Consider the following 15031-nt stretch of genomic DNA (forward strand, 5'->3'; position numbering starts at 1 on the left):
CATCTTATCCCAGCGCATTTGAAAGATCATCAATAAGATCCTGCGTATCTTCAAGACCAACACTGAGCCTAATAAGCCCGCCCGGCACACCTGCATCTATGAGCTCCTGTGCAGAAAGCTGCTGGTGCGTAGTACTTGCCGGGTGGGTGATGATCGATTTACTGTCACCAATGTTCACCACCACAGCAAAGATCTCCGTACTGTCAGCGATCTTCTGCGCCATCTCCCTACTTTCCACTTCAAAAGAGAGTAGACCGCTTGCCATACCGTCTTTGAAGTATTTTTCTATCAGGTAATGCTGCGGTGAGCTTTTCAGTCCCGGATAGTTCACTTTTTTGACTTTGGGATGCGCTTCGAGGAATACCGCGATTGCCAGTGCCGAAGCAGAATGCTGTTTCATACGCAGTGGCAGATGCTCCAGGCCCTGAATATGCAGCCAGGAGTTGAAAGGGCTGGGTGCACCACCAAGGTCACGAAGCAATGCCAGTCGAACTCTCAATGTAAACAATGGAAGCGGAAGATCGCTGTAAACAAGGCCATGATAACTGGCATCCGGTTCATTGAAATGATAGTAGCGGTCATTTCCCTTGATCTTCTCCACCAGATTCTCTCTCTCGACGATGATACCGCCAAGAGCAAGCCCCTGCCCCGTCGTATATTTGCTTGTACTGTGTACCGAGAGGTCAACACCTTGTGCAAGCGGCTTGCAGAGGATGGGTGTTGCTACGGTATTATCCACACAGGTCAAAATATCGTGTCTGTCGGCAATAGCCACGATCGCATCTATATCAGCCACATCGATGCTCGGGTTGGTGATACTCTCAAAAATGATCAGTTTCGACTTTTCATCAATCAACCCTTCAATCTGGGAAGGATCAGTCACATCAAAATAACGTGTTTCGATACCAAATCGCTTGATGGTATGTCCTGTCAGTGTCGTCGTTCCGCCATAAACCTGTTTTGCCACAATGATGTTGTCGCCCGCTTCCGCCACATTGGCGATCGCATAGAAGATCGCTGCCATTCCCGACGCCGTTCCTATAGCAGCCGCACCGCCCTCAAGGGCGGCAAAACGCTTCTCGAACACATCAGTTGTCGGGTTCATTAAACGTGTATAGATATTCCCAAGCTCCTTGAGCGCAAAAAGATTGGCCGCATGTTCCGTGTCTCTAAACTCATAGGCTGTTGTCTGGTAGATAGGTACAGCCATAGTTCCCATAGCATCTTTGTCGTATCCTGCATGGATTGCCAGTGTTTGTTCGTGCATTAGTATTCCTTATTAACTCGTATTGATAAATTATAGCTTGTAGCTACTTTATGATGCTTGATAAAATTCTACTTCTTCATCTATCTTCTCAGATAAAATATCACGTGCTATCTCAAGGTCATATTTATTTTGTAAATTCATCCAGAATTCAGCACTGTTTCCAAAAAACCTTGCAAGTCGCAATGCGGTATCTGCTGTAATCGATCTTTTACCATTAACAATCTCATTGATCCGTCTCGGAGTTATATGTAATGCCTTTGCCAAAGCATTCTGGCTAAGACCCAAAGGCTGCATGAACTCTTCCAAAAGAATCTCTCCTGCATGTATAGGTGTTATTTTCTTCATTTCTATCTCCTTTTTCAATGATAATCTACTATTTCAACATCCAAAGCCGAGCCACTTTCCCATCGGAAACAGATACGATACTGTTTATTGATACGTATACTGTATTGATCTTCTCTATTTCCAGAAAGTTTTTCCAACCTGTTTGCAGGTGGTATTTTCAAGTCATCAATATCTATAGAAGCCTCTATCATAAGTAATTTCCTATAGGCTGTTCTTTGAATGTCTTGTTGCAGCTTTTTAGAGAACTCACGCTTATAAACTTTGTAAGTCTCTTTACACTTAAATGTTTTGATCATAGGACAGTATAGCACATATAACGTTATATGTAAAGATTTGGGAAATACATTAGGGGAAGCTGTATCCTTAAATGATACAGCCGTGTAAAAGGTTAAATGAAAGAATTATCCGTGATAGTTAGGTGATTCTTTGGTGATGGTCACATCATGGACATGTGACTCTTTGAGCCCAGCAGAAGTGATCTCGACGAATTCCGCTTTCTCCCAGAACATTTTGATGCTCTCCGATCCGCAGTATCCCATGGATGAACGGAGTCCACCGATCATTTGGTGTACCACATCGGCGATCTTTCCTCTGTAGGGTACACGTCCCTCGATCCCTTCGGGAACGAGTTTGTCCGCGGCGGTTCCCTCCTGGAAATATCTGTCTGTACTTCCTTTGGTCATCGCACCGATACTGCCCATACCACGGTATTCCTTGAACTGTCTACCGTTATAGATGATCATCTCACCCGGAGCTTCGTATGTTCCTGCCAGTGCAGAACCGAGCATCACACAGCTTCCACCGACTGCAAGCGCTTTGGCAACGTCACCAGAGTATTTGATACCGCCATCTGCGATCACCGGAACACCCGCTTTGTTGGCAACTTCTGCCACTTCATCGATAGCAGAGATCTGGGGTACCCCTACACCCGCAACGATACGTGTCGTACAGATAGAACCGGGCCCGATACCTACTTTCACACCATCCGCTCCGGCTTCAATGAGATCCAAAGCCGCTGCACCGGTTGCGATGTTCCCTGCGATTACATCTACATCCAACTCTTTTTTGATCTGTTTAACCGTATCAATGATACCCTGCGAGTGGCCATGTGCAGAGTCAAGTACAATGACATCCACACCTGCTTCAACCAGTGCTTTGGCTCTGTCAAGCTGTCCGACACCGATGGCGGCTGCCACTCTGAGACGACCGAATTCATCTTTGTTCGCATTAGGGAACTGTACTTTTTTCTCGATATCTTTGATCGTGATCAGGCCGTTCAGTTTGCCATCGTCATCCACAATAGGAAGCTTTTCGATCTTGTGTTTTTGCAGTACCTTGGCCGCCTCTTCGAGGGTCGTACCTTTTTTAGCTGTCACAAGCGGAGCCGGTGTCATCGTATCTGCCACTTTGAGGCTCATATCGGTAATAAAACGCATATCGCGGTTGGTGATGATTCCGATGAGTTTCTTGTCTGCATCCACTACGGGTACGCCTGAAATTCTGTATTCGCCCATCAGCGCATCCGCTTCTCCTACCGTTGCATCCGGACTGATATAGATAGGGTCTATGATGATCCCACTTTCTGACTTTTTGACTTTTTTAACCTGAAGTGCCTGTGTGGCTACATCCATATTTTTATGGATCACACCGATACCTCCCAGTCTTGCCATCGCAATGGCTGCTTTAAACTCTGTTACCGTGTCCATTGCGGCAGAGACGATAGGAATATTGAGGGAAACATTACGTGTCAGCTGTGTCTTGACACTGACCTCTTTGGGAAGGACCGTTGAGTGTTGGGGTACCAGTAGTACATCTTCAAATGTAAGTGCTCTTTTTTTAATGTTCATGTGTATATTCCTTCGTATTTATTTCGTATAGTTTACTGCTTTTTCCATACTTGCAGCACCATTAAAAAGTATCTTCTCGTCAAAAGCTTTGGCGATTAGCTGCAGGCCGACAGGCATACCTTCATCATTTTTTGCTACCGGAAGCGAAATACCCGGAAGCCCTGCCAGGTTCACACCCAGCGTATACATATCGCTCTTGTACATTTCGAGAGGATCATGGATCGAACCGATCTTCGGAGCCACAGATGGTGCAACCGGGGAGAGAATAAGGTCCGCTTCTTCAAAGATCTTGTTAAATTCATCGCGGATCAGGTGTCTTACTTTCTGTGCTTTGACATAGTAGGCATCGTAATATCCTGAAGAAAGTACGAAGTTGCCCAGCATGATACGTCTTTTGACCTCTTCACCAAAACCTTCGCTTCTCGTATTAAAGAAGAGTTCTTCAGTATTTTTCGCTTCCGCTCTTCGTCCATAGCGTACTCCATCATAACGAGCAAGGTTTGTAGCCGCTTCCGCTGTGGCAAGTACATAGTATGTTGCAATATCATACTTGGTGTTACTCATCTCTTTATGTACGATGGTATGACCTGCTGCTTCAAGTTTGGCTACAGTCTCGTTGAAAGCTTTTTGTATGTCCGTATCTGCAGCCTCGATGTACGAATCTATGACAGCGATGGTCAGTTTTACATCAGGGTTGAGATTGTTGGCGATATCTTCTATCTCAAAATCCGCAGAGGTGGAGTCTTTCTCATCATGTCCCTTGATTGCATCGTACAGAATGGCCGCGTCTTCCACGTTCTGGGTGATAGGACCAATCTGGTCAAGGCTCGAAGCATAGGCAGAAAGCCCGAAACGGCTGACCCTTCCGTAAGTCGGTTTCATCCCCACTACACCACAGTAAGCCGCCGGCTGGCGGATGGAACCACCCGTATCGGAGCCCAGTGCGGCAATAGCAATGCCTCCGGCAACCGCTGCTGCCGAACCGCCTGACGATCCGCCGGGAACTCTGTCAGTCCCGTACGGATTCTTTGTCGGTCCGTAAAAAGAGTTCTCTGTGGTCGAGCCCATAGCAAACTCATCCATGTTGGCTCTTCCAAAAGGCATCATCCCTTTGGCTTTTAGGTTTTTGATGGCCGTGGCTTCATAAGGCGCAACATATCCTTGCAGGATCTTCGAACCCGAAGTGACAGGCCAGTCCTTTACCTGGATATTGTCCTTGATGAGGATGGGAATACCTTCTCCTGAAGACTCATATCCGACATAGGCGTTCAGATCCGATGCCTTTGCCGTCTCTTCAAGTTCAGCCCTGAGTGCTGCCAACTCTTCGCCAGATTTCGTCAATGCTTCTTTTAGTGTGATCACTACTCTTCCTTGCTCTTTTCTTTTTTCTTATAATAGGCCACTACGGCCAGACCGATTCCCACCAGACCAAAAATAAAAACGATCGATCCGACGATCACTTCCATCGGTACAGGCTCGGAGAGATCGAACATCAGGCACCTACCACTTTGGCACAGCGTTCACAGAGACAATCTTCCGATGTGCTGGTAAATCTCCAGCATCTCGGGCATTTGGCCATCATCGCTTTGTGTACGGTGAAAGTCCTGCCCTCCACTTTAAAGGAGGCGACCTGCTCACCTTTGCTGCTCTCTTTCACTGCAGAGACAACGAACCAATCTTCAAGGTCTTTATCGTCGCTGATAGGGAGAAGGTCTCTATCTCCTGCAATCTCAAGCTCCAGTGTCGCCTTGATGACCTTCTCTTTTTTCAGAGAATCGATCGCTTCGGAGAATTTCTCACGCGCTTCCAACAGGATCGCATCATCGAAACTTGCCGCTGTTTCAGGTACCGCTTCATAAACAAGGTCAAAAACATTTTCTATGTCGCCTTTAAAAATGGCCGGCGCATATGCTAGGATCTCGTCTGCCGTATAGGTCAGTACCGGTGCAATCAGTCCCAGCATCGCTTTGGAGATCAATGCCATGGCCGACTGTGTCGCACGTCTGACATCCGAATCTTTCGCTTCACAGTAAAGCCTGTCTTTGGTAACGTCCATATAGATACCACTGAGCTCGTTGGTAATGAAATGGTTCAGTGTCGCAAAGCCTTTCAGGAAGTCATAGGTTTCAAAAGATTCTTTGACGGAAGCGAAGACATCATCTGCTTTGTTAAGTATCCATCTATCGAGTTCGCCATAGGCATCTGCGGAGACCAAAGCATCCAGATCATTGACATTGGCCAGCAAAAACCTGAATGTATTTCTAATCTTTCTGTACTGCTCTGCAGTCTGTTTCAAAATATCATCGGAGATCTTCTGGTCATTCTGATAGTCTGAAAGTGCGACCCAGAGTCTCAATATTTCAGAACCGAACTGTTTGACCACTTTTTCAGGCGCAACCACATTCCCTTTGGACTTGGACATCTTCTCACCCTTTGCATCCATGGTGAAACCGTGGGTGATGATGGTCTCGTACGGCGCTATACCGTTGATCGCGGAGGAGAGCAGCAGGGAGGACTGGAACCAGCCTCTGTGCTGGTCAGATCCTTCGAGGTAGAGCGATGCCGGGTAATTCCCCGCATCATAGTTACCTGAACTCAAAACCGAATTCCATGTAGAACCGCTATCGAACCAGACATCGAGGATATCTTCGATCTTCTCAAGATCAGCCGGATCGTATTTGCTTCCTGCCGGAAGAAGTTCGGCAATGCTCATCGAATACCATGCATCCGCACCGTGTTCGTCGAAGAGGGATGCCACATGCTCAAGTACATCTTCGTCGAAGATGACCGCTTTGGTGCTCTTTACCCTGAAAAAGGCTATCGGCACGCCCCAGCTTCTCTGACGCGAGATACACCAGTCCGGTCTTCCTTCCACCATTGGCTTCAGTCTGTTCTTTGAAGAAGCCGGATAGAAATCAACACTGTCTATGGCATCTACCGCTGCCTCTCTCAAAGTCTTGTCGCTGCCTTTGGCAGCATCGTCGATGGAGATGAACCATTGATTCGTCGCTCTGTAGATCAGCGGTTTCTTTGTTCTCCAGCAGTGCGGGTAGGAGTGGGTGAACTTGCTGACCTTCAAGAGGTTATCCCCCAAAAGCTCCAGGATCGGCTCATTGGCTTTGAAAATATGCATACCGACGAACTTTTCCGCATCCGGAAGCAGGTCAAGGCCTACTACGGATTCATCATAGCATCCACGCTCATCCACAGGCATCACGACTTCAAGCCCGTTTTCCAATCCGACTTTGTAGTCGTCTTCACCGTGTCCGGGAGCCGTATGTACACACCCTGTACCACCATCCATCATGACATGTTCCCCCAGTACTACTTTGGAGGGACGTTCGTTCAACGGATTGATCGCCAGCAGTCCGTCAAGTTCCGTAGCGGCAATCTTTCGTGAAGCATGTCCTGCGACCACACCTTCTTCGATCATCGCATCGTAACGTGCATCGGCAACGATATGTCCGTCATCGGTAAGCACGTACATTTCATCAGGGTTGATGGAGATACCGGTGTTGGCAGGCAGGGTCCAGGGAGTCGTGGTCCAAATGACCAGTCCCGCTTTCCCCTCCAGTCCCAGCTTCTCTTTGGCTGCATCCGAGAGTTCGAAGTGTACATAGATGGAGTAATCTTCTTTATCTTCATACTCTACTTCTGCATCGGCCAAAGCCGTTCTCGCCGCCCATGACCAGAAGATCGGCTTGTGTCTTTCAACCAGAAGCCCTCTTTTTGCCACTTCGCAAAGTGTGCGGTAAATGTTCGCTTCGAATTTGAAATCCATCGTCACATACGGGTTCTCCCAGTCGGCAACCACACCCAGAGATTTGAATTCGTCTCTCTGGATATCGACGAACTTGCCAGCATGTGCACGGCAAAGTTCCCTGAACTTTTCTGTCGGCATCGCCTCTTTCTTGCTTTTACCGAGTTTCTCCTCGACCTTCTGCTCGATAGGAAGACCGTGGCAGTCCCAGCCCGGCGTCATACGGACCGCTTTACCCTGAAAATAGTTGTACTTCAGAATGATGTCTTTAAGGATCTTGTTGAGTGCATGCCCAATATGGATGTCGCCGTTGGCATACGGAGGTCCGTCATGCAGCGTAAAGAGTTCTGCCCCTTCACGTTTGGCTTTCATCTGCTCATAAATATTGGTATCAAACCATGTTTTGTATTTTTTAGGCTCATTCGCCGGAAGATTTCCACGCATCGGAAAGTCTGTTTTTGGGAGGAGGAGGGTTTCTTTGAAATCCATTGTCGATAACACCTTCTTAGGGTCGCCCCTGATATATTATCCCGTGATTGTATCGAAATCCCGTTTAAAAGGTACTTTCGATACAATTTTCTTATGAAAGAGATTAGAAAAAAGACTGAGCAGATCATACATACACTCACCGAAAAGAAGCAGACCATCACCTTTGCAGAAAGCTGTACAGGGGGTCGTATCGCAGCCGAGTTTACCGCTGTCTCCGGTGCTTCCAACGTACTGTACGGCTCGGCCGTAACCTACTCCAATGAGATCAAACATCAGTGGCTTGGCGTAGATAACGATGTACTGGAAAAATTTGGTGCAGTAAGCAGGGAATGTGTATCACAAATGCTTGACGGCATTATTAAAATGGCAAATGCTGACTATGCCATTGCCATCTCCGGCATAGCAGGTCCTACCGGAGATACAGAACTCAAGCCGGTAGGCACTGTTTATATAGGTATTGAAACACCTTTTGGCAGTGAAGTATATCATTGTCATTTTCATGGCAACCGTGAACAAGTCCAGGAGCAATCCGTGGTCTTTGCTATTGAGAAACTGGGTGATACTATAAATAAGAGTTTTTAAATTTTTAAATAATTTTAAAAATCTCTTGACAATCAAAGGTTTCTGAGCTATAATTCCGTCCACTTATTGCAAGTTAAACCTGCAAAAATGTGACCCGTTAGCTCAGTTGGTAGAGCAATTCCCTTTTAAGGAATGGGCCCTAGGTTCGAATCCTAGACGGGTCACCACCATTGGTCGCTTAGCTCAGTTGGTAGAGCGCTACCCTTACAAGGTAGATGTCACAAGTTCGAGTCTTGTAGCGACCACCATTATTTTATAGGTGCGGCGGTAGTTCAGTTGGTTAGAATACCTGCCTGTCACGCAGGGGGTCGCGAGTTCGAGTCTCGTCCGCCGCGCCAGTACTATTTAAAGAGACGCAAAACGAATAAAATTCGTCTTTGCTACGTTAACACTAGAGGTTTTCTTCAACAGAAGGCTCAAGAAACAGGTTTCTTTTTCAAATTGTATGACCCGTTAGCTCAGTTGGTAGAGCAATTCCCTTTTAAGGAATGGGCCCTAGGTTCGAATCCTAGACGGGTCACCACTAATTCAATTAGTTTTATGACTGTTCGGGCTAGATGACCCTTTCATCTAGTGGCCAAGGATGCTATGTTTTCATCGTAGTCACAGAGGTTCAAATCCTCTAGGGGTCGCCATTTACAGTTTGGTCGCTTAGCTCAGTTGGTAGAGCGCTACCCTTACAAGGTAGATGTCACAAGTTCGAGTCTTGTAGCGACCACCATTTGAAAGAACGCGAAATGAGAAAAGCTCATCTTCAGCTACGTTAACACTGGGTTTTCTTCAGCAGAAAGCTCACAAAACTAGTTTTGTTCTGAAAGTCTTTTTTTAAAGAAAAAAAGATACAATACTTTTCAACCTTTTAAGGTTCAGGTGCGGCGGTAGTTCAGTTGGTTAGAATACCTGCCTGTCACGCAGGGGGTCGCGAGTTCGAGTCTCGTCCGCCGCGCCACTTCTTTTAAATACAACCACAAAAATCCAATGATAAACACGCGGACATGGCGGAATTGGTAGACGCGCTAGATTCAGGTTCTAGTGGGAGCAATCCCGTGGAGGTTCGAGTCCTCTTGTCCGCACCACTTCTATTTATCACCTATTCGAATCACTAATGTAATTCCAGCTCAATTAAGTTTAGCCCATTCAAATTTGTATTTTTAAGTGAATCTTACATATACTGTATAAAATAAGAATGAACAAAAAATTATTATGATTAAAATTCTAATCTCTTTATTTATTTTTCTTCTGTTATGGATTTTTTACCCTTTATTTCTTCCTGTTAACTTTTGGAATTCAAGTAAAATAGAAAATAATACAATATCAAACGCAGCATATAAACAACCTATAAAAAAAGTAGAAATATCCCACAAAAATACTAATAGAAATATTTCAAAAAAAACAAAAAAGGATTTAAAAGCACCAATATACAAACTTAAAAAAACTTCAAAAACATCAGTGAGGAAACGAAGAAATCCACCAAAATTCAGATGTGATAAAAGAATATATTGTAGTCAAATGCATTCATACAAAGAAGCAAAATATTTTTTAGATCATTGTGGGCCAGTAAAAATGGATGGGGATAGGGATGGCATCCCCTGTGAAAGACAGTTTGGACGCCATTAAAAAGGTGCGTGGTTACGTACCATAAAGGGAAGAGGGAAAGCGCTATCTGTTCTTTCTGAAAGCATCACTAGGAATGAAAACCAAACAGAGAAAGACGACCATATCGAACAGTTGCACGACCATGCTGCCGGTATTGGCATGTGTGCCCGCGGTGCTGATCGCCGTACCCTCTGCCGTTTTGACAATGGCGGTGTTCACTTCCATGGACTGCACTGGGAAGAGTATGTTGAGTGTAATCGAGATGGCGATGAGCCCGAGGATCGTCCATACTGCAGGCAGGCCCATATCACGTATACGCTTTGCCAGTATATTGACCTGTGCGACTATCATGGCCATGAAAAAGATCATAAACCCTGCCATGGCTGCAAGACCAAAGTGATCCATCAGCATAGCCTGAGTTGCAAGAATATCTCCTCCCATGATCTTCTCTGTAGCTCCTACAGCGACTATGGCACCAAAAATAATGGCAACAAACAATACCATCAGTAAGAAATAATACCCAAGATATGCCAGTCTCTTGAGTCTTCCGTCAGCCCACTCTCCAAAATAAACTTTTAACATAATACGCCCTTTTATTTAGTTTCTTAAACGGATACGTACTGACTCTTCATGCGCAGTCAAACCTTCCGTATTGGCTATCATAGCACATTGTTTACCTATTTCGTCCATTCCCTTTTTGCTCATCATGATGATCGAGGACTTTTTCAGGAAATTTTCCACACTCAACGGCGAATAGAACTTCGCTGTTCCTCCCGTAGGCAATGTATGGTTTGGACCTGCAACATAGTCACCGATAGGCTCCGGTGTATTCTCGCCAAGGAAGATGGCCCCTGCATGCTTGATGCTGTCCAGCAGAGACATTGGATCTTTCGTCACCACTTCCAAGTGCTCTGGCGCGATCTCGTTCATCAGGTCGATCGCTTCGTCCATATCTTTTGTGACAATGATCGCTCCGCGCTCTTCGATGGACTTTCTGGCAATCTCTTCACGAGAAAGTGTACCGAGGAACTCCTCTACCTTGTCAGAGACCCTGTTCGCCAGTTCGCTGTCTGTAGTGATGAGTATGGAGCTTGCCATCTCATCATGTTCCGCCTGCGAAAGCAGATCGATCGCAAGGTAATCCTCTCTTGCACTTTCATCCGCCAAGATGCCGATCTCGCTCGGTCCGGCGATCATATCAATGTTCACTTCACCGTACACAAGCTTTTTGGCCGTCGCTACAAAGATGTTACCAGGACCCGTGATGACATCCACTTTTGGTATGGTCTCTGTTCCGTATGCCATCGCACCGATGGCAGAGGCACCGCCAACTCTAAATACCTTTGTGACTTTACAGAGGTGGCAGGCTGCCAGAAGCAATTCATTGAGCTCGTTGTCGGGAGCCGGTGTACAGATCACGATCTCTTCAACCCCTGCAACCTGTGCAGGGATAACATTCATCAAAAGCGAGGAAGGATAGGCCGCTTTACCTCCGGGGATGTAAAGTCCGGCTTTGTCTACAGCTGTGACCTTTTGACCCAGTATCGTACCATTTTCCTCTTCATCCATCCAGGTCTTCGGCATCAGCTTCTGGTGATAGGACTCAATACGGTCATAGGCCAGGTGCAGAGCATCACGAAGTGTCGGATCAATGTTTTCATAGGCTTCTGCCATATCATCCGTAGAGACTAGAAGTTCGGCATCGCTCTCTGGTTCCCACCTGTCAAATCTAGCAATCTGAGATTTCAGTGCTTTGTTCCCATCTGTCTGTATCTCCTTTAGAAGGCCGGAAACGATGCCAGTTACACCCTCTATATCCATTTTCCCGCGTTCGAGAAGTTCATTGAAGTTTCCTTCAAACGTGTCGTCGTTGCTGTAAAATATTTTCATTATCTACCTTTTTGGTGCGTGATTACGCACCCTACAGTTTTATTTTCGGTATTTCCGTTCATACCTCGGGAGCATGCTTTCATTACCCAACAGACCACCCTGATGAATATACAAAGTCGGCTTTGTAGTATATACTTCAGAATGCGCAAATAACGTCCGCCATCCCAAAGGATCGTAAAGCAGATCGAACTCCACTCCCGTTTGTTGTTGTAATTTTAGCCAAATTTCGTAATTTTCTCTATAGAGTTTTCCAAAATGGTGCTTTTTATACAGTGTGAGAATTCGGGGATGGTATTTTTCATCCTCTTCGAGCATAGAAAATTGTTTTTTCAGATAGGTACTGTCACCGACACAGGGACAGGTATAAACCTTAGTGAAGAGTGAAGAGTGAAGAGTGAAGAGTGAAAAATTCTTTTGTAAGAATAGTGCTGTTGTTCCTGTGCCGGAGGGTAGAAAGATATTCAGCTCCTCTATTTCATTTTCTTTTTGCCATACTACAATCTCTTGAGCTAAAAGCATGATGCCATACTCCGCCTCTTTTTGTCGTCCACCCTCTTCAATAAACAAAATATTATTTGCCGGGGTGGGGACACCCCGACCTACAACAATTTTCATATTATTTTTTAAAGCAGCTTTGTAATTCCCGTGTGGATTCTCCCTAAGATACTCAGAAACATGGTCTACAGAGTATTCAAACTTCCATCCTTTCATCTTTGCAAGCACGGAGAGCGAATACATCGCATTGGACTGGGATGAGCCATAGGAAACTATTTTTTGAATATCCGGAAATTTGTTTGCAAGATAATAATGGAATTTTCGTGCTTTGTTGCCGGAAAAGTCAGGATGTATCAGGTCATCACGTTTCAGATAGAAGTGCTGATTCTCAAATGTAATGGATTGAATGGGGGAAGGAAGGTTCAGTTTTATCATACAGGTCAAGGTGCGTGTTTACGCACCCTCCGTTAATTACGTCCAACGCAATTAAGATCCTCATACGCCTGCTCAAGTCTTTTGACCATGGAGAGTTCACCCTCTCTGAGCCACTTTCTCGGGTCATAGTAACTTTTGTTGGGTTTGTCTTCACCGTCCGGATTCCCGATCTGTCCCTGAAGATAGTCATGATATTTCGCTTCATACTTGCGTACACCGTCCCAGAAGGCCCATTGGGTATCTGTATCGATGTTCATTTTGATCACGCCGTAACCGATGGCTTCGCGTATGTCGGAAAGTTCGGAACCCGAACCGCCGTGAAAGACGAAGTTAACAGGTTTTTCAGATGTATCATACTTCTCTTCGATATAGGTCTGGGAATTATCCAGGATCTTCGGAGTGAGCTGTACATTCCCCGGTTTATAGACACCGTGTACGTTACCGAACGATGCGGCGATCGTGAACTTGTCTGAAACTTTCATAAGCTCTTCATAGGCATAGGCCACTTCTTCAGGCTGCGTATAAAGCAAAGAGTTGTCGATGTCCGTATTGTCTACACCGTCTTCTTCTCCGCCGGTCACACCCAGTTCTATCTCCAGCGTCATTCCCATCTTGCTCATTCGCTCAAGATAGGCTTTGCATGTAGCGATATTCTCTTCGATGGGCTCTTCGGAAAGATCGATCATGTGTGAAGAGAAAAGCGGTGTACCGTGTGCTTTGAAATGTGCTTCACTGGCATCAAGGAGCGCATCGATCCAGGGAAGTAGTTTTCTTGCTGCATGGTCCGTATGCAGGACTACCGGTACGCCATAGGCCTTCGCTACTGTATGCACATGCTGTGCACCGGAGATCGTACCCAGGATCGCAGCTTTATCAGAAGAAAGTCCTTTCCCTGCATAGTAGGCACCACCACCATTCGAGAACTGCACAATGACAGGAGAATTGACGTTTTTGGCAGATTCCAATACCGCGTTGATCGAAGAGGTACTTACGACATTTACAGCCGGGATCGCATACTCTTCTTCTTGTGCGATCCTAAAGAGAGTTTGAAGATCATCACCCGTTACGATTCCTGTGTCCAGAACATCCAATACTTTTGTAGACATATTACATTTTCTCCGATAGGGTTATTTTAGTTTGATCTTTGCATTTTTCATCAGGTCACCAACGACTTTTTCCTGAGCCACTTTCATTTTGATGTTTTTCGCTACCGCTTCAAATGGGGGGAACTGTTTATTTGGGTTAGCTTTTTTGGCTACAGCTTTCAATTTCTCGTAAGCGTCTTTCACTTCTTTATCAGAAATTGCTACTTCAGACATTTTCTTCTGCATCCAGAGATTACTAAGTGCAATATCTTTTTCTTCCTGTGTCAACTCTTTTTTTGCTTTGACCGCCGCAAGTTTGCTAGGTGCGAGCATATTGAGTACCTGTTCTTTCTGCTCTTTCGATATCTTGTCCCAGGTTGCCTGGCCTTTGCTGATTACGCTGAGTGCTTTGTTCGCTTCAGCGACGGAAACGTCCATACCGTTTACTGTTCCTGCTGTTTCCGCAGACAGGGTCAATGTGGTCAATGCCAGAGCAATCCCAACCATTTTTAGCGTTTTTCTCATTTTATGCCTTCGTAATTTTTTATGTATATATTTTACCGTCTTTTCACTAAACGGGGGGTTTAGTACTTCCGTATCATCATAGGTGGCAGGGCAGTAGGTGCAGCCACTTCAACCTTGACATCTTTCATCAGGCTGTCCATGATCTTCTTTTCGGTCATCTGGCTTTTCATTTTGTTCTTGATGCTGTCAAACGGGGGAATGATATTGTTGGTGGCGTTACGCTCCATCGCTTTCTGCTTCAGCTGATCATACATTGCCTGTACTTCCGCATCTGACACAGTAACCTTTGCAGCCTCTTTGCGCATCCAGGCACCGACATAAGCCCCTTCTTTTTCCCGTTCGGAGAGTTCTTTTTTTGCCTGACTTGCCATCAATATAGGCAAACTGAGCTCCTTGACCAGTCTTAGCTGCTGTTCTTTTGGGAGAGTATCGAAATCCGTAATTTTACCTTTGGTTCTCGATTTGATATAAGCATCCGCCTCTTTTTTGCGAATCTTGTGTCCATTCACTGTAGCAATGACGGCATTGGATGGTCTCGATTTGACCGGTCCGGCCATTGGCTGGTCAAGTCTACTGAGATCCACCATCCCCGGTGTAGTATCTTTTTCATGCACCATACGTGACAAACTGTCCTTCAGATGATCAGCCCAAAGCGGTACAGCAAGTATTCCCAGTGAAATACCTGCAGCAACAATGATTTTCTTCATATTTTTCC

15 protein-coding genes and 8 tRNA genes are annotated in these 15031 nt (G+C 45.7%); 10 read left to right on the top strand and 13 right to left on the bottom strand.

All coding sequences use genetic code 11. The annotated features are described in order from the left end of the window. Positions 1-4: 4 nt before the first annotated feature. From SUN_RS09240 to ileS, 7 genes are all read right to left on the bottom strand, one after another. Positions 5-1267 carry an O-acetylhomoserine aminocarboxypropyltransferase/cysteine synthase family protein gene (locus SUN_RS09240; RefSeq protein ID WP_012083549.1) on the bottom strand — a complete coding sequence of 421 codons (1263 nt, stop codon included), beginning with the start codon at positions 1265-1267 and terminating at the stop codon, positions 5-7. A gap of 48 nt (positions 1268-1315) precedes the next feature. Then, complete coding sequence (locus tag SUN_RS09245) at positions 1316-1612, bottom strand: HigA family addiction module antitoxin (protein WP_012083550.1); 297 nt, start codon at positions 1610-1612, stop codon at positions 1316-1318. 14 nt (positions 1613-1626) lie between these two features. After that, positions 1627-1908, bottom strand: a complete 282-nt coding sequence (locus SUN_RS09250; RefSeq protein WP_012083551.1) for a type II toxin-antitoxin system RelE/ParE family toxin — start codon at positions 1906-1908, stop codon at positions 1627-1629. 105 nt (positions 1909-2013) lie between these two features. Beyond that, positions 2014-3459: an IMP dehydrogenase gene (gene guaB, locus SUN_RS09255; protein WP_012083552.1), complete on the bottom strand. Its 1446-nt coding sequence runs from the start codon at positions 3457-3459 to the stop codon at positions 2014-2016. Between the two features lie 18 nt (positions 3460-3477). Beyond that, positions 3478-4821 (bottom strand): Asp-tRNA(Asn)/Glu-tRNA(Gln) amidotransferase subunit GatA, encoded by a 1344-nt coding sequence (gene gatA, locus SUN_RS09260; RefSeq protein ID WP_012083553.1) that lies wholly within the window; start codon positions 4819-4821, stop codon positions 3478-3480. Then, a complete protein-coding gene (locus SUN_RS13870; protein WP_255322697.1) occupies positions 4821-4952 on the bottom strand; it encodes a hypothetical protein in 132 nt (43 codons plus the stop codon). The genes gatA and SUN_RS13870 overlap by 1 nt, the downstream gene beginning before the upstream one ends. Beyond that, positions 4952-7708 carry an isoleucine--tRNA ligase gene (ileS, locus tag SUN_RS09265; protein WP_012083554.1) on the bottom strand — a complete coding sequence of 919 codons (2757 nt, stop codon included), beginning with the start codon at positions 7706-7708 and terminating at the stop codon, positions 4952-4954. The genes SUN_RS13870 and ileS overlap by 1 nt, the downstream gene beginning before the upstream one ends. Before the next feature lie 93 nt (positions 7709-7801). On the opposite strand from ileS, the gene SUN_RS09270 reads away from it, so the two are divergent. From SUN_RS09270 to SUN_RS13790, 10 genes are all read left to right on the top strand, one after another. Beyond that, positions 7802-8290: a CinA family protein gene (locus tag SUN_RS09270; RefSeq protein ID WP_012083555.1), complete on the top strand. Its 489-nt coding sequence runs from the start codon at positions 7802-7804 to the stop codon at positions 8288-8290. 91 nt (positions 8291-8381) lie between these two features. After that, positions 8382-8457 (top strand) — tRNA-Lys (locus tag SUN_RS09275). Positions 8458-8462: 5 nt separating this feature from the next. Beyond that, positions 8463-8538 (top strand) — tRNA-Val (locus tag SUN_RS09280). A gap of 13 nt (positions 8539-8551) precedes the next feature. Beyond that, positions 8552-8628: transfer RNA gene (locus SUN_RS09285), tRNA-Asp, on the top strand. A gap of 109 nt (positions 8629-8737) precedes the next feature. Beyond that, positions 8738-8813: transfer RNA gene (locus tag SUN_RS09290), tRNA-Lys, on the top strand. Positions 8814-8849: 36 nt separating this feature from the next. Next, positions 8850-8925, top strand: a tRNA-Glu gene (locus SUN_RS13500). Between the two features lie 10 nt (positions 8926-8935). Then, positions 8936-9011: transfer RNA gene (locus SUN_RS09295), tRNA-Val, on the top strand. A gap of 151 nt (positions 9012-9162) precedes the next feature. Continuing rightward, a tRNA-Asp gene (locus tag SUN_RS09300) sits at positions 9163-9239 on the top strand. A 40-nt stretch (positions 9240-9279) separates the two neighbouring features. Beyond that, positions 9280-9366: transfer RNA gene (locus SUN_RS09305), tRNA-Leu, on the top strand. 127 nt (positions 9367-9493) lie between these two features. Beyond that, complete coding sequence (locus SUN_RS13790) at positions 9494-9907, top strand: excalibur calcium-binding domain-containing protein (RefSeq protein ID WP_012083556.1); 414 nt, start codon at positions 9494-9496, stop codon at positions 9905-9907. A 42-nt stretch (positions 9908-9949) separates the two neighbouring features. Here the strand turns inward: SUN_RS13790 and SUN_RS09315 are convergent, their stop codons facing one another. The 6 genes from SUN_RS09315 to SUN_RS09340 are packed head-to-tail and all read right to left on the bottom strand — an operon-like array spanning position 9950 to position 15023. Then, a complete protein-coding gene (locus tag SUN_RS09315) occupies positions 9950-10468 on the bottom strand; it encodes a DUF805 domain-containing protein (RefSeq protein WP_012083557.1) in 519 nt (172 codons plus the stop codon). Positions 10469-10483: 15 nt separating this feature from the next. Further along, positions 10484-11776: a histidinol dehydrogenase gene (gene hisD / locus SUN_RS09320; protein WP_012083558.1), complete on the bottom strand. Its 1293-nt coding sequence runs from the start codon at positions 11774-11776 to the stop codon at positions 10484-10486. Positions 11777-11815: 39 nt separating this feature from the next. Then, positions 11816-12706 (bottom strand): 1-aminocyclopropane-1-carboxylate deaminase/D-cysteine desulfhydrase, encoded by an 891-nt coding sequence (locus tag SUN_RS09325; RefSeq protein WP_041672738.1) that lies wholly within the window; start codon positions 12704-12706, stop codon positions 11816-11818. Between the two features lie 32 nt (positions 12707-12738). Then, positions 12739-13812: a class II fructose-bisphosphate aldolase gene (gene fbaA / locus SUN_RS09330; protein WP_012083560.1), complete on the bottom strand. Its 1074-nt coding sequence runs from the start codon at positions 13810-13812 to the stop codon at positions 12739-12741. A gap of 21 nt (positions 13813-13833) precedes the next feature. Then, the gene (locus SUN_RS09335) at positions 13834-14316 is read right to left on the bottom strand and encodes a hypothetical protein (protein WP_012083562.1); all 483 of its coding nucleotides are present in this window, start codon (positions 14314-14316) and stop codon (positions 13834-13836) included. Positions 14317-14375: 59 nt separating this feature from the next. Then, positions 14376-15023: a hypothetical protein gene (locus SUN_RS09340; protein ID WP_012083563.1), complete on the bottom strand. Its 648-nt coding sequence runs from the start codon at positions 15021-15023 to the stop codon at positions 14376-14378. Between the last annotated feature and the right edge of the window lie 8 nt (positions 15024-15031).

This window comes from Sulfurovum sp. NBC37-1 (assembly GCF_000010345.1).
Lineage (GTDB): Bacteria > Campylobacterota > Campylobacteria > Campylobacterales > Sulfurovaceae > Sulfurovum.